Origin of the sequence: Sphingobacterium sp. SG20118 (assembly GCF_044740685.1) — a bacterium.
Classification (GTDB): Bacteria; Bacteroidota; Bacteroidia; order Sphingobacteriales; family Sphingobacteriaceae; genus Sphingobacterium.
In genome coordinates, this window is record NZ_CP172826.1 from 2379622 (window position 1) to 2402538 (window position 22917).

General features: G+C 35.4%; 23 protein-coding genes. 10 read left to right on the forward strand and 13 right to left on the reverse strand.

Going from position 1 to position 22917, the window contains the following annotated elements; all coding sequences use genetic code 11:
• Nucleotides 1-11: 11 nt before the first annotated feature.
• Nucleotides 12-848 (reverse strand): sigma-70 family RNA polymerase sigma factor, encoded by an 837-nt coding sequence (locus tag ACFX5U_RS11135; RefSeq protein WP_400263490.1) that lies wholly within the window; start codon nucleotides 846-848, stop codon nucleotides 12-14.
• 328 nt (nucleotides 849-1176) lie between these two features.
• On the opposite strand from ACFX5U_RS11135, the gene ACFX5U_RS11140 reads away from it, so the two are divergent.
• Entirely contained in the window at nucleotides 1177-1320 is a 144-nt protein-coding gene (locus tag ACFX5U_RS11140; protein ID WP_400263491.1) for a hypothetical protein, read from the forward strand.
• A 197-nt stretch (nucleotides 1321-1517) separates the two neighbouring features.
• Nucleotides 1518-1883: a nuclear transport factor 2 family protein gene (locus ACFX5U_RS11145; protein WP_400263492.1), complete on the forward strand. Its 366-nt coding sequence runs from the start codon at nucleotides 1518-1520 to the stop codon at nucleotides 1881-1883.
• Between the two features lie 39 nt (nucleotides 1884-1922).
• On the opposite strand, the gene ACFX5U_RS11150 is transcribed toward ACFX5U_RS11145, so the two are convergent.
• The 3 genes from ACFX5U_RS11150 to ACFX5U_RS11160 all read right to left on the reverse strand — a co-directional run bounded on the left by ACFX5U_RS11150 (nucleotide 1923) and on the right by ACFX5U_RS11160 (nucleotide 4326).
• Complete coding sequence (locus ACFX5U_RS11150) at nucleotides 1923-2537, reverse strand: bifunctional 2-polyprenyl-6-hydroxyphenol methylase/3-demethylubiquinol 3-O-methyltransferase UbiG (RefSeq protein ID WP_038698640.1); 615 nt, start codon at nucleotides 2535-2537, stop codon at nucleotides 1923-1925.
• 232 nt (nucleotides 2538-2769) lie between these two features.
• The gene (locus ACFX5U_RS11155; protein WP_038698642.1) at nucleotides 2770-3585 is read right to left on the reverse strand and encodes a helix-turn-helix transcriptional regulator; all 816 of its coding nucleotides are present in this window, start codon (nucleotides 3583-3585) and stop codon (nucleotides 2770-2772) included.
• Between the two features lie 246 nt (nucleotides 3586-3831).
• Entirely contained in the window at nucleotides 3832-4326 is a 495-nt protein-coding gene (locus ACFX5U_RS11160) for a hypothetical protein (RefSeq protein ID WP_284180473.1), read from the reverse strand.
• 444 nt (nucleotides 4327-4770) lie between these two features.
• Here ACFX5U_RS11160 and ACFX5U_RS11165 point away from each other — a divergent pair, with 444 nt between their 5' ends.
• The 3 genes from ACFX5U_RS11165 to estT all read left to right on the forward strand — a co-directional run bounded on the left by ACFX5U_RS11165 (nucleotide 4771) and on the right by estT (nucleotide 6636).
• Entirely contained in the window at nucleotides 4771-5127 is a 357-nt protein-coding gene (locus ACFX5U_RS11165) for a DUF4180 domain-containing protein (RefSeq protein ID WP_280567601.1), read from the forward strand.
• 74 nt (nucleotides 5128-5201) lie between these two features.
• Nucleotides 5202-5450, forward strand: coding sequence for a methyltransferase type 11 (locus ACFX5U_RS11170; RefSeq protein ID WP_400263493.1), 249 nt, complete (start codon nucleotides 5202-5204; stop codon nucleotides 5448-5450).
• A 316-nt stretch (nucleotides 5451-5766) separates the two neighbouring features.
• Nucleotides 5767-6636 carry a macrolide hydrolase EstT gene (estT, locus tag ACFX5U_RS11175; RefSeq protein WP_400263494.1) on the forward strand — a complete coding sequence of 290 codons (870 nt, stop codon included), beginning with the start codon at nucleotides 5767-5769 and terminating at the stop codon, nucleotides 6634-6636.
• 252 nt (nucleotides 6637-6888) lie between these two features.
• Here the strand turns inward: estT and ACFX5U_RS11180 are convergent, their stop codons facing one another.
• Entirely contained in the window at nucleotides 6889-7257 is a 369-nt protein-coding gene (locus tag ACFX5U_RS11180) for a winged helix-turn-helix transcriptional regulator (RefSeq protein ID WP_400263495.1), read from the reverse strand.
• Between the two features lie 117 nt (nucleotides 7258-7374).
• On the opposite strand from ACFX5U_RS11180, the gene ACFX5U_RS11185 reads away from it, so the two are divergent.
• From ACFX5U_RS11185 to ACFX5U_RS11195, 3 genes are all read left to right on the forward strand, one after another.
• The gene (locus ACFX5U_RS11185) at nucleotides 7375-7737 is read left to right on the forward strand and encodes a DoxX family protein (protein ID WP_400263496.1); all 363 of its coding nucleotides are present in this window, start codon (nucleotides 7375-7377) and stop codon (nucleotides 7735-7737) included.
• A gap of 393 nt (nucleotides 7738-8130) precedes the next feature.
• Nucleotides 8131-8553: a dihydrofolate reductase family protein gene (locus ACFX5U_RS11190; RefSeq protein WP_400263497.1), complete on the forward strand. Its 423-nt coding sequence runs from the start codon at nucleotides 8131-8133 to the stop codon at nucleotides 8551-8553.
• A 168-nt stretch (nucleotides 8554-8721) separates the two neighbouring features.
• Nucleotides 8722-9660 (forward strand): DUF1348 family protein, encoded by a 939-nt coding sequence (locus tag ACFX5U_RS11195; protein ID WP_400263498.1) that lies wholly within the window; start codon nucleotides 8722-8724, stop codon nucleotides 9658-9660.
• Between the two features lie 843 nt (nucleotides 9661-10503).
• On the opposite strand, the gene ACFX5U_RS11200 is transcribed toward ACFX5U_RS11195, so the two are convergent.
• Nucleotides 10504-11133, reverse strand: a complete 630-nt coding sequence (locus ACFX5U_RS11200; protein ID WP_038698654.1) for a DUF6266 family protein — start codon at nucleotides 11131-11133, stop codon at nucleotides 10504-10506.
• A gap of 369 nt (nucleotides 11134-11502) precedes the next feature.
• Between ACFX5U_RS11200 and ACFX5U_RS11205 the strand changes: the two genes are divergently transcribed.
• Nucleotides 11503-12024: a GNAT family N-acetyltransferase gene (locus ACFX5U_RS11205; RefSeq protein WP_400263499.1), complete on the forward strand. Its 522-nt coding sequence runs from the start codon at nucleotides 11503-11505 to the stop codon at nucleotides 12022-12024.
• A 46-nt stretch (nucleotides 12025-12070) separates the two neighbouring features.
• Here ACFX5U_RS11205 and ACFX5U_RS11210 read toward each other — a convergent pair whose 3' ends face one another.
• The gene (locus ACFX5U_RS11210; RefSeq protein ID WP_400263500.1) at nucleotides 12071-13135 is read right to left on the reverse strand and encodes a carboxymuconolactone decarboxylase family protein; all 1065 of its coding nucleotides are present in this window, start codon (nucleotides 13133-13135) and stop codon (nucleotides 12071-12073) included.
• A 282-nt stretch (nucleotides 13136-13417) separates the two neighbouring features.
• Here ACFX5U_RS11210 and ACFX5U_RS11215 point away from each other — a divergent pair, with 282 nt between their 5' ends.
• Nucleotides 13418-14314, forward strand: a complete 897-nt coding sequence (locus ACFX5U_RS11215; RefSeq protein WP_400263501.1) for a helix-turn-helix domain-containing protein — start codon at nucleotides 13418-13420, stop codon at nucleotides 14312-14314.
• 198 nt (nucleotides 14315-14512) lie between these two features.
• Here ACFX5U_RS11215 and ACFX5U_RS11220 read toward each other — a convergent pair whose 3' ends face one another.
• The 6 genes from ACFX5U_RS11220 to ACFX5U_RS11245 form a co-directional block, all read right to left on the reverse strand.
• Nucleotides 14513-15040: a cyclophilin-like fold protein gene (locus ACFX5U_RS11220; protein WP_400263502.1), complete on the reverse strand. Its 528-nt coding sequence runs from the start codon at nucleotides 15038-15040 to the stop codon at nucleotides 14513-14515.
• Nucleotides 15041-15051: 11 nt separating this feature from the next.
• Nucleotides 15052-15531 (reverse strand): hypothetical protein, encoded by a 480-nt coding sequence (locus ACFX5U_RS11225; RefSeq protein WP_400263503.1) that lies wholly within the window; start codon nucleotides 15529-15531, stop codon nucleotides 15052-15054.
• 13 nt (nucleotides 15532-15544) lie between these two features.
• A complete protein-coding gene (locus tag ACFX5U_RS11230) occupies nucleotides 15545-16957 on the reverse strand; it encodes an efflux transporter outer membrane subunit (protein ID WP_400263504.1) in 1413 nt (470 codons plus the stop codon).
• A gap of 38 nt (nucleotides 16958-16995) precedes the next feature.
• Complete coding sequence (locus ACFX5U_RS11235; protein ID WP_400263505.1) at nucleotides 16996-20136, reverse strand: efflux RND transporter permease subunit; 3141 nt, start codon at nucleotides 20134-20136, stop codon at nucleotides 16996-16998.
• Between the two features lie 3 nt (nucleotides 20137-20139).
• Nucleotides 20140-21291 carry an efflux RND transporter periplasmic adaptor subunit gene (locus ACFX5U_RS11240; RefSeq protein WP_400263506.1) on the reverse strand — a complete coding sequence of 384 codons (1152 nt, stop codon included), beginning with the start codon at nucleotides 21289-21291 and terminating at the stop codon, nucleotides 20140-20142.
• A gap of 114 nt (nucleotides 21292-21405) precedes the next feature.
• The gene (locus ACFX5U_RS11245; RefSeq protein ID WP_400263507.1) at nucleotides 21406-22422 is read right to left on the reverse strand and encodes an alpha/beta hydrolase; all 1017 of its coding nucleotides are present in this window, start codon (nucleotides 22420-22422) and stop codon (nucleotides 21406-21408) included.
• Nucleotides 22423-22917: the final 495 nt, after the last annotated feature.

The following is a 22917-nucleotide window of genomic DNA, read 5'->3' on the forward strand; positions in this document are numbered from 1 at the left end:
AAAAAAGGATTTTAAATTTTCAACAGTTTATCTGGGTCAACTACAGAAAAAATACTGGTGACTTTTCCGTCCGGGTTTAACTCAAATATCTGACAGTTTATCAAGGTTGTACCTCGGTAAAACAGTAATGCAGGTTGATGGTTGATTTCTTCGATTTTTATTTCAAGGTCTTTTTGATAGTATTCAAACACATACGTCATCAGCTTAACTGTGTCTTCAATTCCCGAAGTTAATTGAGCAATGACTTTTAATTTGCTTCCAGCGTCAGCCAAAACCCTGACCTCATAAGATAGCATTTGTTCCAAAGTTTTGACGTCACCCTTACGGATTGTTTCCACATATTTCTCTAAATGTAATCTATCTTTTGTGGACGATGGAAGGATGTCGGGCTTCCGCAACTTCAATTTCTTTTTAGCCCTTGTTAGTAGTTGGCGGGAATTGTCTATAGAAATGGTTAATATTTCCGCTATTTCATCGTGATCGTAATCGAACGCTTCTTTTAGCAGAAACACGGCTCTTTCTTTTATATTCAAAGTGTCAAGTAAAACCAACATTGAATAGTTGAGTATCTCGTCTAATTCAATGTTGTTTTCGCCTTGATTGGTAACGATTGGTTCAGGTAATATGAATTTTTTTTGCCTTTCTCTGTCGTTTTTCTTTTTTAGATTTATAGCCTGGTTAATTACGGATTTTATCAGATACCCATTTTGATTGGAAATTGAACTGACATCTTTTTCATTATAACGTATAAAAACATCCTGAATGATGTCTTGGCTATCGTCAATATTCCCCAAGATGTTGTAAGCATAAGGAAATAGTTTTTTGTTAAATTGTTTCAAATCGTCCATTTTTTTGATTTTAGAGTTAGACAATGTCGAAGATAAGAATGTGACAAGTTTTGAAAAATTCTTTCCTTTTACTGTTCTTGAACATTTACAAACAGTTATCCCTCCTTATAAAGGCGCATTCTCCCGCTTTTATAATTGTCTTTTTGTTCCTGTCCAGAATTACCTGTTCACCTGAATAGAGATAAAGTAACTCATTATTTACCTATGTTATCAATGGCTAAAGTTACTCATTTCTCCATCGTCATGCATTTCCATATAACGATTTAACAAAACAGTCCTAACTATATTTGAAAAACCACATTATGAAAAGTATTAAAAACTTAAGGAGGTGATTTCAATTTTTGAAGACGATGCAGAGAAATTCTTTGAAAGCGAGGTAACCGCTTGGAAGAAACCCTTGATTTCAGCCTTGTCCCCCGATCATAAAGTTGATCGTACCAAAATCTGTGATGAGAACCTACTTTTAAACTGATCTAAGCTCGTTGCGGCATAGTTCTAAATTTCAAAACTGTGAAATCGAAAATGTAATCAAATGAAAATCAATGTGATTAATATTTTTTTGTATTTTAGTAGTTGAGGAAATAACTCATACATACAAAATGCCGTTGTGATAATTTGAGATTTGATTGTAACCTGATTAAAACATAACATCTCTATAAATTGAAAAAAATGATAACAAAAAACGATATCCTAACTCTTGAAAACCAGCTTTACGAAGCTATGAAAAGTAGTAACTTACAAATACTCGATAAACTATTGCACAATGATTTACTTTTCATCGTCCCAAGTGGTGAAACCATTACCAAAGAAATGGATTTAGAAACCTATCGTAATGGCAATCTAAAAATAGTTGAACTTATTCCAACAGTTGAACAGTTAAATATTATAGATGATTTAGCAGTTATTACGTTGAAAATGAAATTAAAAGGGAATTATGACAGTCAGCCATTTGAAGCCCAATATAGATATATTCGCTTTTGGAAAAATTTCTCCGATGGAATAAAAGTTGTAGGCGGAAGCGGTATTTCGATTTAATTCATCTTCAATAATCTGCTTACTGTTATTTTATTGCTCCTACTTAGCGGTATTTATTTTCTGGCATTTTATAAGGTAGAAAGGATAATTTTCGGCTACTTCTGTAATTTCAAATAGTCCTGTCTTACCAAATTCCTCTTGTATTGTTTCCTTATCATAAAAGAACATTTTAACACCACCAAACATTTCAAAACGATCTTTGCTAATTTGTTTACCTTGTCCATAAGTTTGCGCTTTTTTGGTAATGGTGGTAAAAACCATATAACCGTTTTCCGCTAATTGATTGTAGCAATCAGAAATAAGTTTCGCTCTTTCATTGTAGTCTAATAAGTGAATTAAAGCGTAACAAAAAATACCGTCATATTGGTTGTTGTCAAAAGGCATATCAGATACAGAACCGTGATGAATTATCATTTCTGTTCCGTAATGTTTCCATGCTAACTCAATTGCCGTTTTCGAAATTTCGATTCCCGTCACTTCAATTCCATTCTCTCTGAAAATTTGTGCATTACGTCCGTAACCGATACCCGCAATGAGTATATTTGTCACTCCATTCTTTACAAAGAAATCTTTGGTCAATACAGCAGATATAGCGGGTTCAAAGCCCCACATTTCTTGTTTATCCTTAAATGCTTCTTCCCAAAATTCTGCCATAGTATTTGTTTTTTAATGCAAATTTTATCTTCTATAAGGTAACCAATAAATCTCGATCGAATTATGAATGTTATTATTTTTTCTGAATTTATTGTATTCCCCTACTCTTTTATAATTGTATGTCATACAGAATGAGGTAGTTCGATTTCACTTAAATCTAAATTTATTTTTATCTCCGGCAATTCTTTTCAAGCGTGAGCAATATTCGTTCTACGTGAATTCCAATATGCTCTTAAAAACAATCTGAAGGAAGTTTTCCGGTACAAGACTTGAAATCTTTTATAAAATGTGATTGGTCATAGTACCCTGCATCTAATGCAATGTCCGTTAAACGACTATTTTCAACTGGATTTTCAAATAAGTTTCTAAATCTTACAATGCTTGCATATTTCTTTGGAGTGGTCCCGACTAAATGCCTAAATCGCTTTTCAAAGGTATCTCTACTGATGGGGAGTTTATTGACCAGTTCTTTGATAGAAATGATTCCTCTCTTTTTTTTTATTTCTGAAATAGAATCGTATATAATACTATCTAAATTATTAGAAGCTATCTTATTAACTAGAAAACGTTCTATCACTTCAACCATTTTATCATGAGAATTCTGACCTTTAAGCTGCTGAAGCATAGTTAGATTTGTTTTACTGTTGAAAAACTCATCCATTGGGATAAACTTTTCAAAAAACTCATTCAAAGGTTTGTCGGTTATGGTCGAAGCAAAACCTGGATTGAATATAACAACAAATAAGGTAACGAAATCAGAAAATGTAAAATGAAAGAATCTTTGCGTTATACCGAAAGAAACCGCCTTAGGCAAATCAATCTGTGAACCATCGTTTTGTAATAGATAAATACTTCCTCTCAAAATATAGTTGAGCGAAAATGAAGTGCTCGGCAGCGTTTCGAGAACCATACTCTCCGTACATTCTAAAATCATGTACTCTTTAATGGCTAACTTTAGAGCATCACAAGGTTCATATCTATATTCTACTCGCTTATTATTCGTATTATCTTTAAAAAAAATAATATTATTTTCTCCCCCGTCCATCATGTTCTCATTTAGCTGAATAAATGCAAAATATATAAAACTACATCAGGACGCTGAACTCATTTTATTTATGCAATTTACGTTTGTTTAACTTCATTAGCAGGTGTGTTACACCTTGCTTTTAGACTCACTTTAAGTGGATGTTTATATGAAGTTACTGAAAAATTATTTATTCCTATTCTTTAAATGCGGACAAATTGGATGGCATTATTTTCGGCAGCAAATTTTATTCAAAAAAACACAAACAATTTAATCACCTTTTTTCCAGGAAACTACACCTTCTTTATCATACATTTCAATTGCGGGAACACCTAAACTATCTACTTTTAAAACAAGTCTGGGTATTTCGTTTGCATCTTTTATGACCAAAGAGGCATTTCCATTTTCTGTAACTATATTTATTCGATTAATATTGTAACCAGGTTTACCAGAAAGATCCTTGTCATTGATGGATATCCCCGCTTTAAAATAATTCGTCAGTATGTTATCTTGGGCATACATACCAATTGCATCAGCATTTTGATAATCGAAGGCTATAGCATTCAAATTCATATTATCGTATTCTGATATGGCAATTCCACCGCGTTCGTCACCATTTTTATCATAGAAAATAATCCCAGCCGGTGTCATTTTTCGTTGATACTCTTTTCCTTTAATAATCGGTTTCGGTATGTGATTTTCATTCGAAATCACAACTCTGTTTGCACCATCTTGGTTCTTGATGTCTATTCTTTCTAATTGCAACGAGTTAGATTGCTTAAAACATAATAGATAGATTATAAAACCCACAAACAAAAGATTCAATGCGACTAGTATGCTTAAAAAAGACTTTAGTTTTCTCGGTATTTCCTGCATAGTTTTATGAAATTGCTGGTTTGCAAGCTACGTCATACCAAAATGTTAAGATTGTAAAAAATCAGGAAAAATGAACAAGCCTTTTATTTAAAATTTTCGTAGCCAGTATTTGGCGGTTGGCAATTTTTATTTATGCTGATAAATGAAACTATAATAATAGAATTCCTGATTTTATACAATTAAAATTAAGGTGCAAATCAGAACTTGCAAGGTGATTTACAGCAGGGTACAAAAGGAATATCCGAAGAGTCGGAAAAATCATTCGTATATTGATTTCTAATATATAGGAGACAAAGCGATAAGTTTAGCTGTCTTATAAAATAAATTGTTAACATGGATATTAAAACTCACAAAATAGACGATACAGCAATTGCTGAAATAATTTCTGATAAAATAATAATTAATAACACTGAAGATGCCTTGGATTTGCTAGGTAATATATATTATCAAGGTTTTGATCATATACTTATTTATCAAAAAAATATAACTGCTGATTTTTTTGATTTAAAAAACAAAATGGCAGGAGATATTCTTCAAAAGTTTTCGAACTATCGTGTTCATCTAGTAATAATTGGCGATTTCACAAAATTTACGAGTAAAAGTTTAAAGGATTTTATCTATGAAAGTAATAAGGGGAAGCATGTTAATTTTGTTGAAAATATTAGTGAAGCATTAAATGCTCTTGAATAATTAAAAGAAGTAGAGTTTGAAGGATAAAATCAGTGTGATAGAACTTAGATAGTTTAATAGCAAACAATAAAATAATGGAAAGTGAATCTCAAATAACAAAGATAAAAACGGTTAAAATATTCAAGACAAACGTTCGAAATTATAAAGATGTAGCTAACATAGTAACTTCTCTTTTAATAATATACCCATCTTATAAGATAAATTTTGATCTTGCTGATGGCGATAATATCCTTAGGATTGAAGCCAATCAATACGAAATTGATACTGACCAGATTATGCAGTATATGGTCAGTATCGGTTATAGCTGTGAGGGAATAGAATAGTTTTAAAATACAATTACCATTGAATTGCATTTATAAGGTAGACCGAATGAAAAATATTTTCAAAATATATTCATGCAGATTTAGTTTGATTATAGCTCTTTGTGCACCTGTTTCTCTTTTGTTGCCTCTTTCACCAGCTACACCCGCGGGGCCAGCATCTCTCTTTGAGTAGATAGTAAATTGGCATTGTGAATCAGGATATTATGGTTCTATTTTTGCTGTTTTGAAATCTTAAAGATAGAAATTAATCGTTTCATCTATCAATTGAAAATATAGATTGATTCCGAAAATAATATTTACTTTTTAAACGATTGAAATGAGAGAAGAAAATTATGATACAACGATAAAAGAAAAAATAATTAAAACAGGTGACATTGAACTTTGCACAGAAAGTTTTGGGTGCGAAACCCATCCTTCAATTTTACTTATTGCGGGAGCAACAGTTTCAATGCTCTATTGGGACGCTGAGTTCTGTCAAAAATTATCGGATAAAGGATTTTTTGTCATTAGGTACGATAATCGAGATGTTGGAAAATCAACCTTTTACGACCCTGGCACAACGCCTTATGATATCGTTGATTTGACGAATGATGCTATCTCAATATTAGATGGTTACAAGATAAAAAAAGCACATTTTGTAGGTTTATCATTAGGTGGACTAATCTCCCAAATTGCTTCAATAAAGTATCCCGATAGAGTTAAAACGCTAACACTTCTTTCAACTGGACCATGGGGCGATTCAGACCCTTCTATTCCTGAAATGGATAATCGAATTTTAGAATTTCATAATAAATCTGGAACCGTCGACTGGACGAATGAAAATGCAGTACTAAACCACTTAATTGAAGGAGCAGCATTAATGAGTGGAAGAAAAGGAACTGATATAAAGCGAGCAGAAAAATTAATAAAGGCTGAATTTGAAAGAGCCAGAAACTATATTAGTATGTTTAATCATGCAACACTTCAAGGTGGTGAAGAATATTACAATAGATTAAACGAAATCGAACAGCCGACTTTAATCATACACGGTACAGACGATCTTATATGGCATTTTAAAAATACAGAGGCTTTACTAGCAAAGATAAAAGGGTCAAAACTAATTCCGCTTGAAAGAACAGGACACGAGTTGCATCGTGAGGATTGGGATGTAATTATTGACGGAATCGCAAAGCATTTAAATGATTAGCGGACTTCGTTCCTGAATTTTTGGAAAATATCAGCGTCTAATTCTTCTAAAAGACTATTTTCATTAGGCTAGAAACTCAAGTTTATTTCTATTTAATCTATTTCTTAAATTGATATAGCGTGGTTCAGTACTGGCACCCTACCATTCACCTTTTTAACAATCTTTTCAGTAATGATCTTTTTTCTTCATGTGCATCTATCGGATGCGAAGGAAGGGTGCTATAGCACGAGGTATGGATGTAATCCATCCGCTTCAGCCTTTATAATTAGCTGTAATTTTCTTTTTGTGAGTGACACCCCATTCAGCCAGAGCAGTGATAATATCTTTAAGTGATTGACTGTATTCCGTAGGAACATACTCCACAAGAACAGGAGTTTGATCCGCAAAGACTGTCCTTTCTACTAAATGGTTTACTTCCAATTTTTTTAATTCACTCGAAAGTACTCTCGCAGAAATACTATTTAAACTTCGTTGTAAATCGTTGAACCTCGTATGTCCCCCTAAAATTGCTATCATTACTCTAATTGTCCATCTGCCACCTAGAACGTATAGAGCATCTTCTGTTGCTGATAGACGATTTGTGCATTGTAAGGGTGAGTAATCTAATTTATTTGTCGCCATATTTCTTTTTTTAGTAGGTAACTAACCCAAAAGTTACTACTAACATAATAGTAACTACTATAATTTAGTAAGCTAATATACATACTTTTGAAGTATCAAATTTAAAGAAATAAAGATATGAAATCAACAAAAATTACGTACTACACTACAACAGGAATTATTACAGCAATGATGATATTTATTGCGTTTGAAACTCTTTTGAAACCCGAAGTGAAAGTTTCAATGGAACATTTAGGTTTTCCAGATTATTTCAGAATTGAGATCGGAATTACAAAACTTATCGGTGCAGTTTTTCTTTGGTTGCCAGTTCGCTTATTAAAGGAGTCAGCATATATTGGTTTTGCAATTATGTTTGCTTCCGCTTCTTTAGCTCACTATATGGTAGGCGATCCTGTAGGTAAAGTTTTTACAGAATTTATTTTTCTCGCTGTTTTAATTGTTTCTTATGTAAGCCACTCAAAAATCCAAGAAATAAAATGAAGCGTCTCTTTCCGTAGATAAATTTGTCGTAAATTGACAGTTAAATTGTCGTATCTCACCCCTTTTAGTATCAGTTTTTACCTCCAACTTTGCTAAAGCATGATGGAGGGTAGCCTTATAAATAATGGTTGAATTGATAGGTCAATTGGCAGGATCCGATGAAAAAACATTTTAAGTTGATTGAAACTGACATCGCTGAGGGCTAATTAACGCCTAGACAATGAGGTCGTTAAGTAAATAACAAGAATGAGAAAGATTAGAATTTTCGAACACATCTCCCTTGATGGTGTCATTGAACACGATAAGAACTATTTGTACGGCGGATGGACAGCACCTTATCGCACACCTGCTGGGATGGCGATGCTACTTGAAGCGTATGGTACTGACTTTGACATGCTGATTGGCCGCAAGACTTACGATGAGTTTTTGGGATACTGGCCAAATGCTGGGTACTTTCCGATGGCCAACGCGATAAACGGTGCAACGAAATACGTAATCACCCACAGGCCCGAGAGTCTTGAATGGGAACCAGTAAAGGCCTTGGCTGGAGATATCATAGCAAGCATTCGTAGCCTTAAAACTACAGATGGACCTGACCTTATTCTTTTGGGAAGTATATCACTGACATCTTTGCTACTCGACGCCGGATTAATTGATGAGATTGTTCTGATAGTATATCCCGTATTGTTGGGAAGAGGAAAACGCATTCTTTCAGACAGCTATGATGCCCAAAAACTTCAATTTGCCAATACGGTGGCCACACCAACTGGCGTGCTGCTAAACACTTACAGGTATGTGGGGTCTCTAAATAGCTAATCACATTGGTGGAATAAAAGCTGTATTTATCAGTTTTAAACTTGTATTTTGCTTGTATCTTAATCGCAGTATTACTTCTGAATGAAGATATATTTTGCAATGTCAATACAGACAGACTTGTCTGTATGTTATTTATTACTTACATTTGCTTTTATAAAGGATATAGATATGCTTACTCCCAGAGAAAGAATTATAGAAACTGCGTCACTACTATTTCATCAACAAGGTTACAATAGTACAGGAATTAATCAAATTATTAAAGAGGCCAATGTTGCTAAGGCTAGTTTTTACCAACACTTCAAATCGAAAGATGATTTATGTCTAGCATTTTTAAGTACTAGACATGAATATTGGTTTTCTGAATTGATGACGTACATTTCAGAATCGAACGGAACTAAGAAAAGAATATTAGCAGCTTTTGATTTCATAATTTATATGAACGAAAAGGAAAACTTTAGAGGATGTAGCTTTTTAAACACCTTATCAGAAATATCAATAGAACAGGTTGCCATACTTTCCGTCATACAGTCGCATAAAAAAGATCTCAGATTATTCTTTGAAAAAGAACTCGGACAAGAATTGTTATCCGCTCATATCTATCTATTGTTTGAAAGTTCAATTATAGGGAGCCAGCTTTATAAATCGAATGAATTAGTGGAAAAATCGAAATTAATCGTAGATAACTTAATTTTAATTATGGAACAGAGACATCCGCTTCCTCCATTTACATTGGAGACAGCTAAACAAAAAATTCAAATGGCTGAAGATGCTTGGAACAGTCAAAACCCCGAAAGAGTTTCAATGGCTTACACTTTAGATAGCGAATGGAGAAATCGAAATCTGTTTATTAATGGTCGGCAAGAGATCGTTCTATTTTTGGCCAATAAATGGAAAAATGAACTGGATTATAAACTCAAAAAAGAATATTGGTCACATACAGACAACAGAATTGCAGTCAGGTTTGAATACGAGTATAGAAATAAAGAAGGAAAATGGTTTAGAGCCTACGGTAACGAAAATTGGGAATTTGACGAAAACGGTTTGATGCAAAAAAGATATGCTTGCATCAATGATCTCGAAATAAACGAGGCAGATAAGTACTTGTAAATCTAATATACTAATGTGCTAATAATTAGATAAAGAGTTACTTAACAAAAGCTAATCTTAAGGTTAGCTTTTGTTAAGTATAAACATATTCGGATGAGAATTGGTCCCCCCTGATTCTTTTTTCTCTTTGTCATTCTTCATAGCCCCTACGTCACCCAGTCCCAGTGCAGTATATTTTAGGATATTTAATTGGGGCGATCAACACCCTTTGAAAATTTGAAGTTATTACTCCTTTAACTTAATTCACAATCACTTCGAGCTTAAATAATGATTAAAAGTTAAAATCAAGAATACTTCTGAATGTGAAATTTTGAGATTAAACGGGCTACCCTATTTAAAGTAGATTTTATCCAAACCTAAGCGATTACTGATGTCTGCAGAAAATTGCTTGTTAGTGATATTGCAGCGTGAAAATACTTCTTTCATTCATTAGCTAATATAATTAGTAAAAAGTTTGTTCTCACTATTTCAACTTAAGTAAACTTTATGATCAAATAAAAAGCTAATATAATTAGTATTCTAATACTATTATTGATTATGTATATTACTTCATGGGTAAGTGTAGTGGTGCTAATTATATTAGTATAATTAATCACTAATGATTAATATACAGCTCTTTACCATCCTAAATAAACCACATTACATACTTCAAATAACATAATTTCAGCCAGCAAAAATCACAAATCATCAGTAGCTGAATTTAGGTCATGTTATAATAATAAGTTAGTAAATATGGAGTCAAATTAAGCATGAATTGAGGCGATGTAAACATATCGTTCTCTCACTTTTATAAATCCAATATTTATTACTTCCTTTACTACCTGACTGAATTATCAATTATTCTCATACACAGCCTCCATATACAGAATCAGATAATTCGTCATGAAGCATATCGTAGAACCCGATGTAAATGTGCACATGTTCATCACCACTAAACAACGAATGCTCCCAGGTCATCTTACCCTCAGTAGAATGAGCTCCGCCTTCATTCAAAGCACAAAAAGTATCAATTACATATGCGAGCACAACTAAAACAGTAGGTTGGCCATTGCAGACCTCCTTGTTCCATTCCACATGAAGTTTATTATCCTGACGTTCCACATTAATGAGCAATGGTGGCACCAGATTTCCTCGAAAGACTAGTACTTTTTCCGGATTGACATACGGTACATGCTCAGCGTCAAAATCTATTGCATTGTTGAGTAAATAAGATTGAGCGGATTGAAAAGTCCCTATTCGGCTACCTTTAGGTGCAATATTTTTGTAGCCGAATGCGATTGGTGTTTTGATATGTCTCAAAAACTGGGATACAACCTTCATGCGCATGCGATTTATGAGCGTCAATTTACTTGGAGCTCTTTTTACAATTGCTGGAAGAGAACGAATAACGGTTTGGCCATTTAGTTCATAGCCTACTACATTTCCCACTTTACCCGAAAATGGTCCATTTATTCCACTTTTTAGTATTGCCATAATGGTTTATTTTATATTGGAAATTGGATAGATATATCACCTGCTCTGATTGCATTCATATATCATTTTATTCTAATTTATGTATTAAATAGGATATCAACAAATTATAGACAGATTAAATAGAGGGTTTCTAGTGCTTTACCTCTATGAACCCTCTAGAAAACCTCTATTATAACTCTAAAATATCTCTAGAATAAGTAAACCATTTGCGAATCTATATACTAGCAGTTTACTATTTGATGTAACATAAAATTTTTAGATATTGGCGGTAAAATATAAAGAGGATTTTTTAATGCGTACAATACCTTAACATAAAAAAGTAAAATAAAACAATTACTTTTAAAAGATTTAAGGAACTAAATATATCTTATGGAGACTATACAAGTAAAAAAAGTATCGATTAATGATATTGAGGAATTGCGAAAAATCGGTAGACAAACTTTTCTTGATACTTTTGGCGCAAGCAATTCTGACGAAAATATGGCCAAATATCTAGAAGAAGGTTTCTCTTTAGAAAAGCTAACAAATGAATTAAATAATAAAAACTCTGATTTCTTTTTCGCCATGATTGGCAATGATATTATAGGTTATCTAAAGCTTAATATAGGACAATCTCAAACAGAACTTCTATATGAAAAAGCATTGGAAATTGAACGTATATACGTCTTAAAAGAGTATCATGGAAAAAAGGTGGGACAGATACTTTATGATAAGGCTTTCCAGATTGCTATTCTTAAAAATGTTGATTTTATATGGTTAGGTGTATGGGAGGAGAATCCTAGAGCTATTCATTTTTATAAAAAGAATGGTTTTGTTGAGTTTGATATGCATATTTTCAAATTAGGTGAAGATGAGCAAATGGATATCATGATGAAAAAAATGATGAGCTAACCAGAATGGGCAACATTCACGGACTGTTATTGGGTATGACCCTTTTCTATCTCAATTTTTTAAATATGTCAAGCATGGCATCATGGTCAATGCTAGTCATATCAACCAGTTTCAATGCTTTTACCATTGGTAATGTACTTGTTTTGTAATGTAGGAAATGAGGTGTCTTTAAATGCGATTGATATGCTTCATTATTTGCATAGATTTCTATAATTCGTACTTGTGTTTGATCGTCTTGTTGATACATCGGAAAAATTGCAACGACTCCTGGTTCAAGCGTTACAGATGCAGCAGCCTCCTCTTTTAAAATAATTTTGTACTCCTCTAAATATGTGGGATGTATTTCTATTTCTGAAACACGAACAATCATGTCAGGTTTTATTATCGAAACCAAAGGTTTTTCAATCAGTTTTCTGACAGTATTGGCCTGTGTCGTACTGACTTTTTCATCAATAAGATCGGCAATTTTCTCAAACTGACTCTCAGTGATACCGATATTCTTTCCGATGTTGATATGGGACATCAATTGTCCTTCTACTCCCCCCATGGATGCCAGTGCCGCAATGGTCACCAATTCTCTTTGCAGATAGCTCAAAACGTCGCTTGAAAAGATATCGGCAAAAAGATGTTCTTTCAGAAAAGCATCAGCACGAAGAGCAAACGCTCCAAAACCTGGTGCCGGTTTTAATTGCGGAGCATTAGTTAATTTCTCGAGGACCTTCCTTCCTTGTTCATATTTGTCTTCTACATTGTTATGCACAATAATAGGTTTACCAGACTTATCTTTAATACCTTTACCTATTCTATCATCCAATACGGACATAAACACCTGAATACTATTTAGGCTTCTCGGGAAACCGCAATACGCATAAAGTTGTACCAGTGCTTCTTTTATTTCATTAATAGTAAGACCATCATCTAGCCCCTTATTCAATTCAATTTTAAGTTGTTCCAAATCCCCAACTGCAGTTAGTGCCGAAATGCTTATCAAGCTTTGTTGTTGATTAGATAAATCAATTTGATTTGTAGCGCGCTGCTGCGCGCTTACCATTGTCATAGGTATTGTAATCACAATAAATAACACCACTTTAATAATTATATTTTTGTTCATAGTTTTATTTTTATTTACCACCTTCTGTCAAGTTATTAAAGTTCGTATCTGTATTGTATGCGTATCCTTGAACCGTGGTAATTGCAGCTAACATCCTTATAACATTATATTTTAAACTTTTGTTTGTCCTGAAATTATCGCCTAATACAAAGTTCCTGATTAAATAGGTAGTCATTTTATACAAAATACAGATATATTTACCAGTTTTACGGATTATGATATTCTCTTATAGATCTTATATTTAGGTTTTGTAAATTTGTTTATATAAGCATTTTTATAAGTATGGTAGAAATAGAAAGGATTGATACGATAAAGCAGTATAACGATACGGTAGGCGTTGATACCCTCCATCCGCTTGTTAGTATTGTAGACTTTGATATGATGCCAACTTATCAATATTTTAGACGTAAAATGGGAGTTTATGCCATTTTCTTAAAGTATATTAAATGTGGAGATATGCGATATGGATGTCAACCTTATGATTATGAGGATGGAACTTTGGTATTCATAGCACCGGGTCAAGTTTATGGTATCGATAGTAAAGGAAAGATAATAAAACCAGCGGGTAAAGCACTTGTATTCCATCCTGATCTTATCGCAAATACTGACCTAGGCAAGAAAATGAAAAACTATACTTTCTTTTCGTATGAGGTGAACGAAGCACTTCATCTTTCAAAAAAAGAACGTGTTTTGATAAACGATTGCTTAGATAAAATAGCTTATGAAATAGATCTAAACATTGACAAATACAGTAAGGTGCTTATTGTCTCTTACATTGAATTATTTCTGAATTATTGTATGCGATTTTATGATCGCCAATTCATAACTCGTGGTAATGTCAATAAAGATATACTTAGTAGATTTGAACATTTATTACATGAATATTTTAGCACCAAAAAACAGCTTACTTTAGGTATCCCAAGTGTTGGTTATTGTGCTGAGCAATTAAATATTTCAGGTAATTATTTTGGTGATCTTATAAAACAAGAAACCGGAAGAACAGCTTTGGACTATATTCATAGCAAGCTGATAAATGAGGCAAAAATCATGCTGTTTGATAAGAAAAAACCGATCAGTGAAGTTGCGCATCAACTGGGTTTCAACTACCAGCAACATTTTACGCGACTATTTAAGCAGCGGGTGGGGCAAACTCCGAACGAATATAAAAAACTGATCTAGCTAAAAATGGATTTAAAATAGTTTGCTTAACAGCACGTTGAATCATCCCATCCTTGGGTCTATCCAAAAGATATCCCGTAATGCTAGGATGTCTTAGCCAGCCATTTGATTGTAGATGTGAGCTTGGTTCAAGCACATCATGTCCATTAATTCTTGAAATTGAGAGAATACAAATAGAGTCCTATTTTAATTGGAAATTTACTTTAATTCAAAATGGACTGTTATACTTCCTAAACCTAGAACTTTGGCCAAACCAGTTGGATCATCCACTTTACCTAGCTTTGTGTAGCTATATGATGTCTGAAAACTGTCATAGAATAGAACTAACGTTTTTGAACCGAAAAGCATAATGTCACCGTTCTGGATTGTGCCTGGATTTGATGGATTAATGCGAAGTTTTGTAGCCAGATCAACATGTTTTTCATTACGGAGATGGTCCTCCATTTTTATTGTCAGTGGAAGCAGCTTTATGAAATCTTCTGTGGTTTTATTGCTTAATAAAGTAGCAGTAAAATCTTTTGAATTGACTTTAATTTTTATCTTAATCGTTTTCATATTGTCATTTTCCTTATTCACAACATTGTTTTGGATATCATGATGCGCATCTTTGCTATCACATGCAGAGGCATTGATGACAAAGAAAAGCAAAAATAGTAAAATTGAATACTGAGATTTCATAAGTTTTATATTTGACTTAACATTTTGAAATATTGATTTAATGAACATGCTATATAAAGTTATATATTATTGCGAAATATGGCTAATAAATAGATGGTTAATACCATCAAGGCCTCTGATATACGAAACAAGATCATATTCCTTTTCACTTTGTTGAGCTCTATTGATACTTCTTCAGCATTCATTTGCCGGATGATTAACTTATTTAAACGCATACTATTTGGTCCAGCAATAAAAAATCCACTTAAAAACAAGCCTATAACAAATACCATTTTTATGACAAACCACTGTTGCCCAACTGCAACCCAACCTAAAGCAGCCAACATCATAATCCCACTTATAATCATCAATAAAGTGCCAGTATGAATTATCATAGAGTACTTAGATAATAAACAAGTCAGTGATTTAGACTTTAAAGGTGATTCAGGTATATGTTTCCAAATCTGCCTCTCCAATAGGTATCCTCCAATAGATCCTCCAGATGTAATAGTGATGCCTACTATATGAATAAATAGGCCTAATGAATATAAAAGATACATATTTTTCTATTAATTATTTCGTTCCTCCTCCTAAAGCTTTGTACAATTGTACTATAGCATTTAGCTTTTGATATTTTGCGTCAAGAATATTAATCTGTGTGTTGAGCTCATGCTCTTGTGCCCTTAATACTTCGAGATAATTCGCCAAACCGTGGTTCATCAATTTCTGTGAATATACTGTGGCGGACTGATAAGCTAAATATTCCTTTTCTTTAAATTTTTCGATTTGTGTCTGTGATTTGAAATTGCTCAACGCATCGGATACTTCCTTACCTGCATTCAAAATAGATTTACGGTAATTCAGATAGGCAATCTGTTGGTTTGCCAAACTTATTTCATGTCGGGTTTTTAGTTGACGTCTATTCCATACGGGCTGGGTCAGTGACGCTATAACATTCCCAAACAGAGCTCTCGGACTAAATAGCTGATCGATATCAATGCTTTGAAAACCTGAACTTGCGGTCAATCTAAAACTGGGGTAAAATTCGGCTTTTGCAACATTGACCAATTGGAAATTACGCATAAGATCATATTCTGCTGCACGGACATCCGGACGGTTGGACAAAAGCTGATATGGTACACCAATTGCTAAATCCATTACAATCTGTTGGTCGTCCAATGTTCCCCTTTCAACTGTTTTCGATTCGCCTGCCAAAAGTAGGTTAAAAGCATTCTCGGTAACTTCAATCTGATTATTAACCTGGACCAAAAGTGACTGTGCATTGTATATCAATGCTTCGCTTTGCTTCACTGCTGCTTCGCTCAACGTGCCCTCCAATTTCAAAGCCTTTGAAGTTTCCAACGATTTTGTCCTTGTTTCAATGGTATGTTCCGTAACTTTCTGCTGCTCATCCAGTATCAACAATTGATAATAAAGCGAAGCGACATGGCTTACCAATGTGGTCTGCAAAGCCTGCTGCCCCGTAATTGTACGTTGCATTTCGGCAAGAGCCGCACGCTTCGAGCTCGTCAATTTCCCCCATATATCGGCTTCCCAAGATACTGAAGCCGTCAGATCGAACTGAAAGAGATGTTGCCGCTTGCCAATCATTTGACCAAATTGCGTGTTCAATGACTGGGAAGTATAGTTTACACCTGGACCTACATTCAGGGACGGCAGGAATGCTTTACCAGATTGCAAATAATAAGATCTGCTTGCCTTTATATTTTCCAAAGCAATGTTGATATCTAAGTTATTTTGCAGCGCGGTCTCGATATACACCTGAAGAAGTGGATCGGTAAAAAACTCAGCCCTTTTTATCAACCCTATGTTCGCGGAATCCACCTGCTGATATTCCTTTCTGAACAGATCTGCTGTGGGCAGGGCATTCTGTGGTCGTTCATATCGTTTCGCTACAAAACAGGACTGCAACGTAAATAGTAGGGCAATCAATGGGATCCATTTTGCAATTTTTATATTTTTCAAAACTTTAGTTTTTTTATCGTTAAACATTTTATGGTTTTTCAATCGAAATTTCTTTTGATTTTATCGGTTTTACTTTCTCTTGTAACCATTGGAAAATGACAAACAGAACAGGGATCACCAATACACCGCATACGGTTTCCGATCAGCAAACCTGCTGCCGCTCCAGTACCGATCGACCGGTTTCCAACTGCTCCCATTCCAGAAGAGAATACCAAGGGAATCATACCTGCTACAAATGCCAACGAAGTCATTAGAATTGGTCGTAATCTTGCTCTGGCAGCATTGATGGCAGCATCGGTAATAGATTCCCCAGCGTGTCTTCGTTGTAGCGCAAATTCAACAATCAAAATCGCATTTTTCGCTAACAAACCGACCAGCATAATCAAGGCAACCTGGAAATAAATATTGTTTTCCAATCCCGCAAGATGCTGCCCCAGAAATGCACCCATTATGCCAAAAGGCAAGGAAAGAATTACTGTAAGTGGTTGTATAAAACTTTCGTACTGTGCTGACAGCAATAAATAAATGAACATAACGCAGAGGAGAAAAATAAACAGGGTTTGATTTCCCACGGCGATTTCTTCTCTTGTCAAACCGGCATAATCTACGGTATAGTCAACAGGCAAGGTCTGTGCTGCTACTTCCTGGAATGCCGTAATCGCGTCTCCGGTACTATAGCCTGGTGCATTTGCCCCATCGATCTGTACCGATGTGAACAGGTTGAACCGGTTGACCACCTGCGGACCATAAGTTCTTTTCAGTGAAACAAACTGGGATATAGGTGCCATTTCTCCCGACCCTGTCTTTATCGTAAAATGTTCCAAAAGTTTTTCATCCTTTCTGGTTTCCGGTAGCGACTGCACCATCACCCGATATTGCTTTCCGAATTTCGTAAAATCGGAAGCATAGAAACCACCCACATAGCCCTGCATCGCAGAAAGGATGCTCTCAACCTCCACTCCGGACTCCTCCGCTCTTTCCACATTGATGTCCATTTCATACTGCGGATAGCTGACATTGAACGGGGTCTGTGCAAATTCAATCTCCGGCCGTTTCTCTAACTCCTCAATGAAATTTTTGGCTACTTTGTCGAGCTCCTGAATATCGTTTCCAGCTCTATCGAGCAGCACCATGGAAAATCCGGCACTGCTACCAAATCCCTGCACGCTCGAAGGACCAAAAAACACGAAGTTGGCATCAGGAATGGTGGCCGCCTCTTTATAAAGTTTCCTAATAACTGTATTTACGCTCAATTCATCATTTCCTTTTCGCTCTTTAAATGGAGGTAGGTGTATATAACCTGTAGCATTGTTGCTCCCAGTTCCAGAGAATAAGCTCGCTCCAGTAGAAATGCTGAACCTATCCACCCCTGGAATATCTACTACTTTTTTCTCCAGTTCTTTCATTGCCGCATAAGATCGTTCCATTGATGAGCCTGGAGGGAGTTCTGCATTAATATAAATTACTCCTCTATCTTCCAGAGGCACGAAACCTTTTGGCATGGAGCTATTTGCCCAAAACAGCAGACCGATTGCAACGATAAACATCGTACCTACAATCCATTTTTTAGCAATCAATCCTTTTACCAGTACGCCATATCGTTTAGTAGTCAAATCAAATGCAACATTGAACTTATAATTGAATTTCTGTACCACATTTTTCTCTGCGTATGTTTTGTCTGTATGATCAGATTTTAGAAACAAGGCACACAGCATAGGCGTTAATGTTAGGGCATTGACTGCCGAAATAAAGATGGCAACCATTAGGGTGATCCCGAACTGTTGATAGAAAACGCCCGCAGGTCCGCTGATAAACGTTACAGGAACAAAAACAGCACCCAAAACCAAGGTAATGGAAATGATGGCTCCTGAAATTTCTCCCATTGCCTCAATAGTTGCTGAACGGCTATCTTGCTTCTTTTGCTGTAATTTAGCATGAACGGCTTCGACCACCACAATGGCGTCGTCAACGACAATACCGATCGAGAGTACAAGCGCAAAAAGGGTCAGCAGATTCAGGGAGAAACCAAACAAATTTAGAAAAAAGAAACTGCCCACAAGTGAAACGGGTATCGCAATGGCTGGAATAAGGGTAGAACGAAAATCCTGCAAGAAAAGCAATACGACTAAAAATACAAGAAGAAACGCCTCTATTAGTGTTATGACTACCTGGTCGACAGCTCCATCCAAAAACGTATTGAGATCGTAATCGTTTAACCAATGTAAACCTTCAGGCAGCGTAGATTCAATACTTTCAAGGTAAGCCAACACTTCTTTGTTGACTTCCTGGGCATTGGAACCTGGACTTTGATACACGCCGAATACGCCGTTGACATAACCCATTGTTTCACCTACGCCAGAATAACTTTGTGAGTCGAATGATACATCGGCAACATCTTTCAATCTTAAAAATTGTCCGTTCCCTAACGCCTTAATAATGATGTTTTCATATTCGTTTTCAGTATCGAACCTTCCCTTGTAGCGGATTACATACTCGTTGGTTCGTCCTGCGTTGACGCCAACCTGACCGGCTGCGGCTTCTCTACTTTGGGAATTGATTTTTGCAATCACATCATCGGGTTCTAATCCATAGGATGCCAGTTTCTCCGGTTTAAGCCAGATGCGCATCGCGTAATTTTTAGCACCGTGTATATCGGCATTTGCCACACCCTTGATTCTCTTAATCGCAGGAATGACGTTGATGTTGATATAGTTTTCGATATAGACTTGGTCGAACGAAGGGTTTGTAGAATAAAATCGGACAAATATCAAAGCCGAGTTTTCCTGTTTTTGTGTCACTACTCCCGATCTTGTAACCTCTTGGGGAAGTAAAGGTGTAGCCCTACTTACCCGATTCTGAACATTTACCGATGCAATATCTGGATCGGTTCCTAGTTCAAAAAACACGTCGATACTTGCTGTCCCGTCGTTGGTAGCTGTTGAAGAAATATAGGTCATCCCCTCCACCCCGTTTACCTGCTCTTCAATAGGCGTAATGACAGAACGGATAATAGTCATCGCGTCTGCTCCGGGATAATTAGCGGTTATTTTTACAGTAGGTGGTGCGATGTCAGGATACTGTGTCATCGGAAGTCCCTTTAAACCAAGTATTCCCAAAACAACTATAAAAATAGAGATGACGGCAGAAAACACCGGTCTCTCAATAAATTTCTTAATCATAATTTAGAATATTGGCTTAATGTTGTTAATAATACTATCTGTTACTGTTTTCGTCTGACGGATTGCCGTGTTTGAACGTAAACCTGACATACCTCCTGCCACTACGATATCGCCTTGTTTCAGTCCGCTTTCAACCAGTACAAGGTTATTGATTCGATCAATTTCTTTTATCTCTGTCAATCGTACAGTATCGTTTGTAACGATATATGTATATACTTTTCCTTGTTGTTCAAAAACACTTGTTTCAGGTATAACGAGAGTATTTTTATAAGATTTGGGGATTCGGATCGTACCACTGTTGCCGTTAGTAAGTATTCCTTGTTTATTCGGAAAAGAAACCCGGAACTGCATACTTCCTGTTTGTGGATTGATTTGGCCAGTAATGGCGCTTATAGTACCTTTTTCGTCATAAATCCTACCATTGGCCATTAACAATTCAACAGGAGGAATATTTTTCAGTTTTTCTTCTGATGAGTTACCCGCTGTTTCATATAGAAAATTGAGATATTCAGATTCATTCATTGAGAAATAGGCATACAAGGCTCGAATATCTGAAACGGTGGTAATAGGTGTCTGGTCGGAAGGTCCTACTAAAGCGCCCGTCCTTAAATTTATTTTACCGACCACACCATCCACAGGTGCACGAATGATTGCATAATCTACATTGGCAGCAATACTGTTATAATTTGCCTTTGCCTGCTTCAATTCACTATTTGCATGCAATAGCCTAACTTGGGCTGTTTCCAATAATATTGGACTTATAATGTTTTGATCGACCAATGGCTCCAATTTTTTCACTTCAACTTGGGCAACTGCTACTTTGGCCTGTGCTGCAGCAACACTTGATTGTGCCGCACTTTCAGTTTGGGAGAGTACATTGGTTTCTAGCTTAAACATGACCTGTCCTTTGTTGACACGTTGTCCCTCATCTACCAATACTTCACTTATATAGCCCTGAATCTTAGTGCGAACATCATTATTGTTAATCCCCTGTATGGAGGTTGGATAGGTTTGATACCCTAAAACATCCCTGTTTTCAACCTCCACAACTGGGTAAGTACGCTCTTCCTCCTGAGTGATTTCACTACCAATGCAAGAAGCAAAAAGCGTAGTAGACAATACAGCTATTGTTATATTTTTGATTAAATAAATCATCTTATTATTTTAATTATCGCGTTCAATAAAGTCAAAAAGTAGCCTATAACGACCCTTTTGAGACCGCCCAAACTCTTTTTTAGATTTATTTTGCTTATCTGTTTAGTACGAAAACTATTTTAGGTTTGTCCTGAAAAATGTTTCCATTTTGTCAAACGGAATGACATCCAACTTATCATACAAATCCACATGGACAGCATTTGGGATAATGATAAGTTCTTTTGGTTCTAATGCATCCTTAAAAGCATCTTCAGAAAAATAACGTGAATGTGCATTTTCTCCTGCAATCATCAAAAGTGGTCTTGGCGAAATCTCTTTGATATAGGTTAATAAGGGCATATTCATAAACGATAACGCATTTGTCGCATTCCAAGCACCTGTTGAATTTAGAGAACGTTCGTGATAACCTCTTTCAGTTTTGTAGTAATCAGCATATTCTTTTACAAATTGCGGTGCATCATCACTCGGATTTTCAGCATTTAATATTGCTCCTGCGTGGAATATCCCTGCTTCTGCATCTTTCCAGCGTTGTTTGCCTAGTTGCTCTAAAATTTCAGTACGCTGCTCCAATGTCATTGCATCATTATAGCCTTTTGCGTTCACCCTTGACATATCGTACATACTGGTAACTGCCACGGCTTTCACACGTTTGTCGATAGCAGTGGCGTTCAATGCGAAACCGGCCCAACCACAAATCCCGATGATGCCTATTTTACTTCTATCTATATTTTCCTGTATTCCTAGAAAATCTATTGCCGCACTAAAATCTTCTGTATTGATGTCGGGCGATGCTACGGCACGAGGTTCGCCACCGCTTTCTCCTGTATAAGATGGGTCGAATGCAAGTGTGATAAAACCACGTTCTGCCATTTGGTTAGCATATAATCCCGATGATTGTTCTTTGACTGCGCCAAATGGTCCACTAATTGCTAGTGCTGGTAACGACCGATTGTTATTATTTTTGGGTGTGTATAAATCACCTGTCAATGTTATACCGTAACGGTTTTTAAAGGTAATTTTTTGTCGTGTTACCTTTTCACTTAATTGAAAGGTATAACGTTCTTGATTTTCCATTTTGATTTGATCTTTAGAAGATGAAACTTGACCGTAAGCCTGAGATAAAACTATCATAGAAACGATTAATAAAATTGATATCCTTTTCATATTATTGCTTTTGTTAATGACAAACCGAATGTGATCACACGGATTTATTGTGTTAGCATTCTAGCGACAGTACAAAAGTAGATACTAAGTAGCGCTATTATATTACATATTGTACAGCAATAATGTCACATATCGAACCTTATAATAAATATTATTGATCGTTTGATAAATTTGAATAATTAATTTTTTTATTAAAAAGTAGGTCGGTACTATTTTAAATATTACTTATGTTTACGTATAACTTTATGACGATTGAGTATGCAGATAGATGAGAATCAAAGAATAATATCATTTAAGGCTTCGAATTTAGCTCAATTTCCCAAGGATTTTCAATCCCGATTTCACACACATATTTACTGTCAACGTGGAAACGCAGAATTCAGATTCAATGACCAGATATTCCATTGTAAAACAGGTGAATTTATTTTTTGGCTTGCTGGAAGTGAGGTATCAGATTTATTC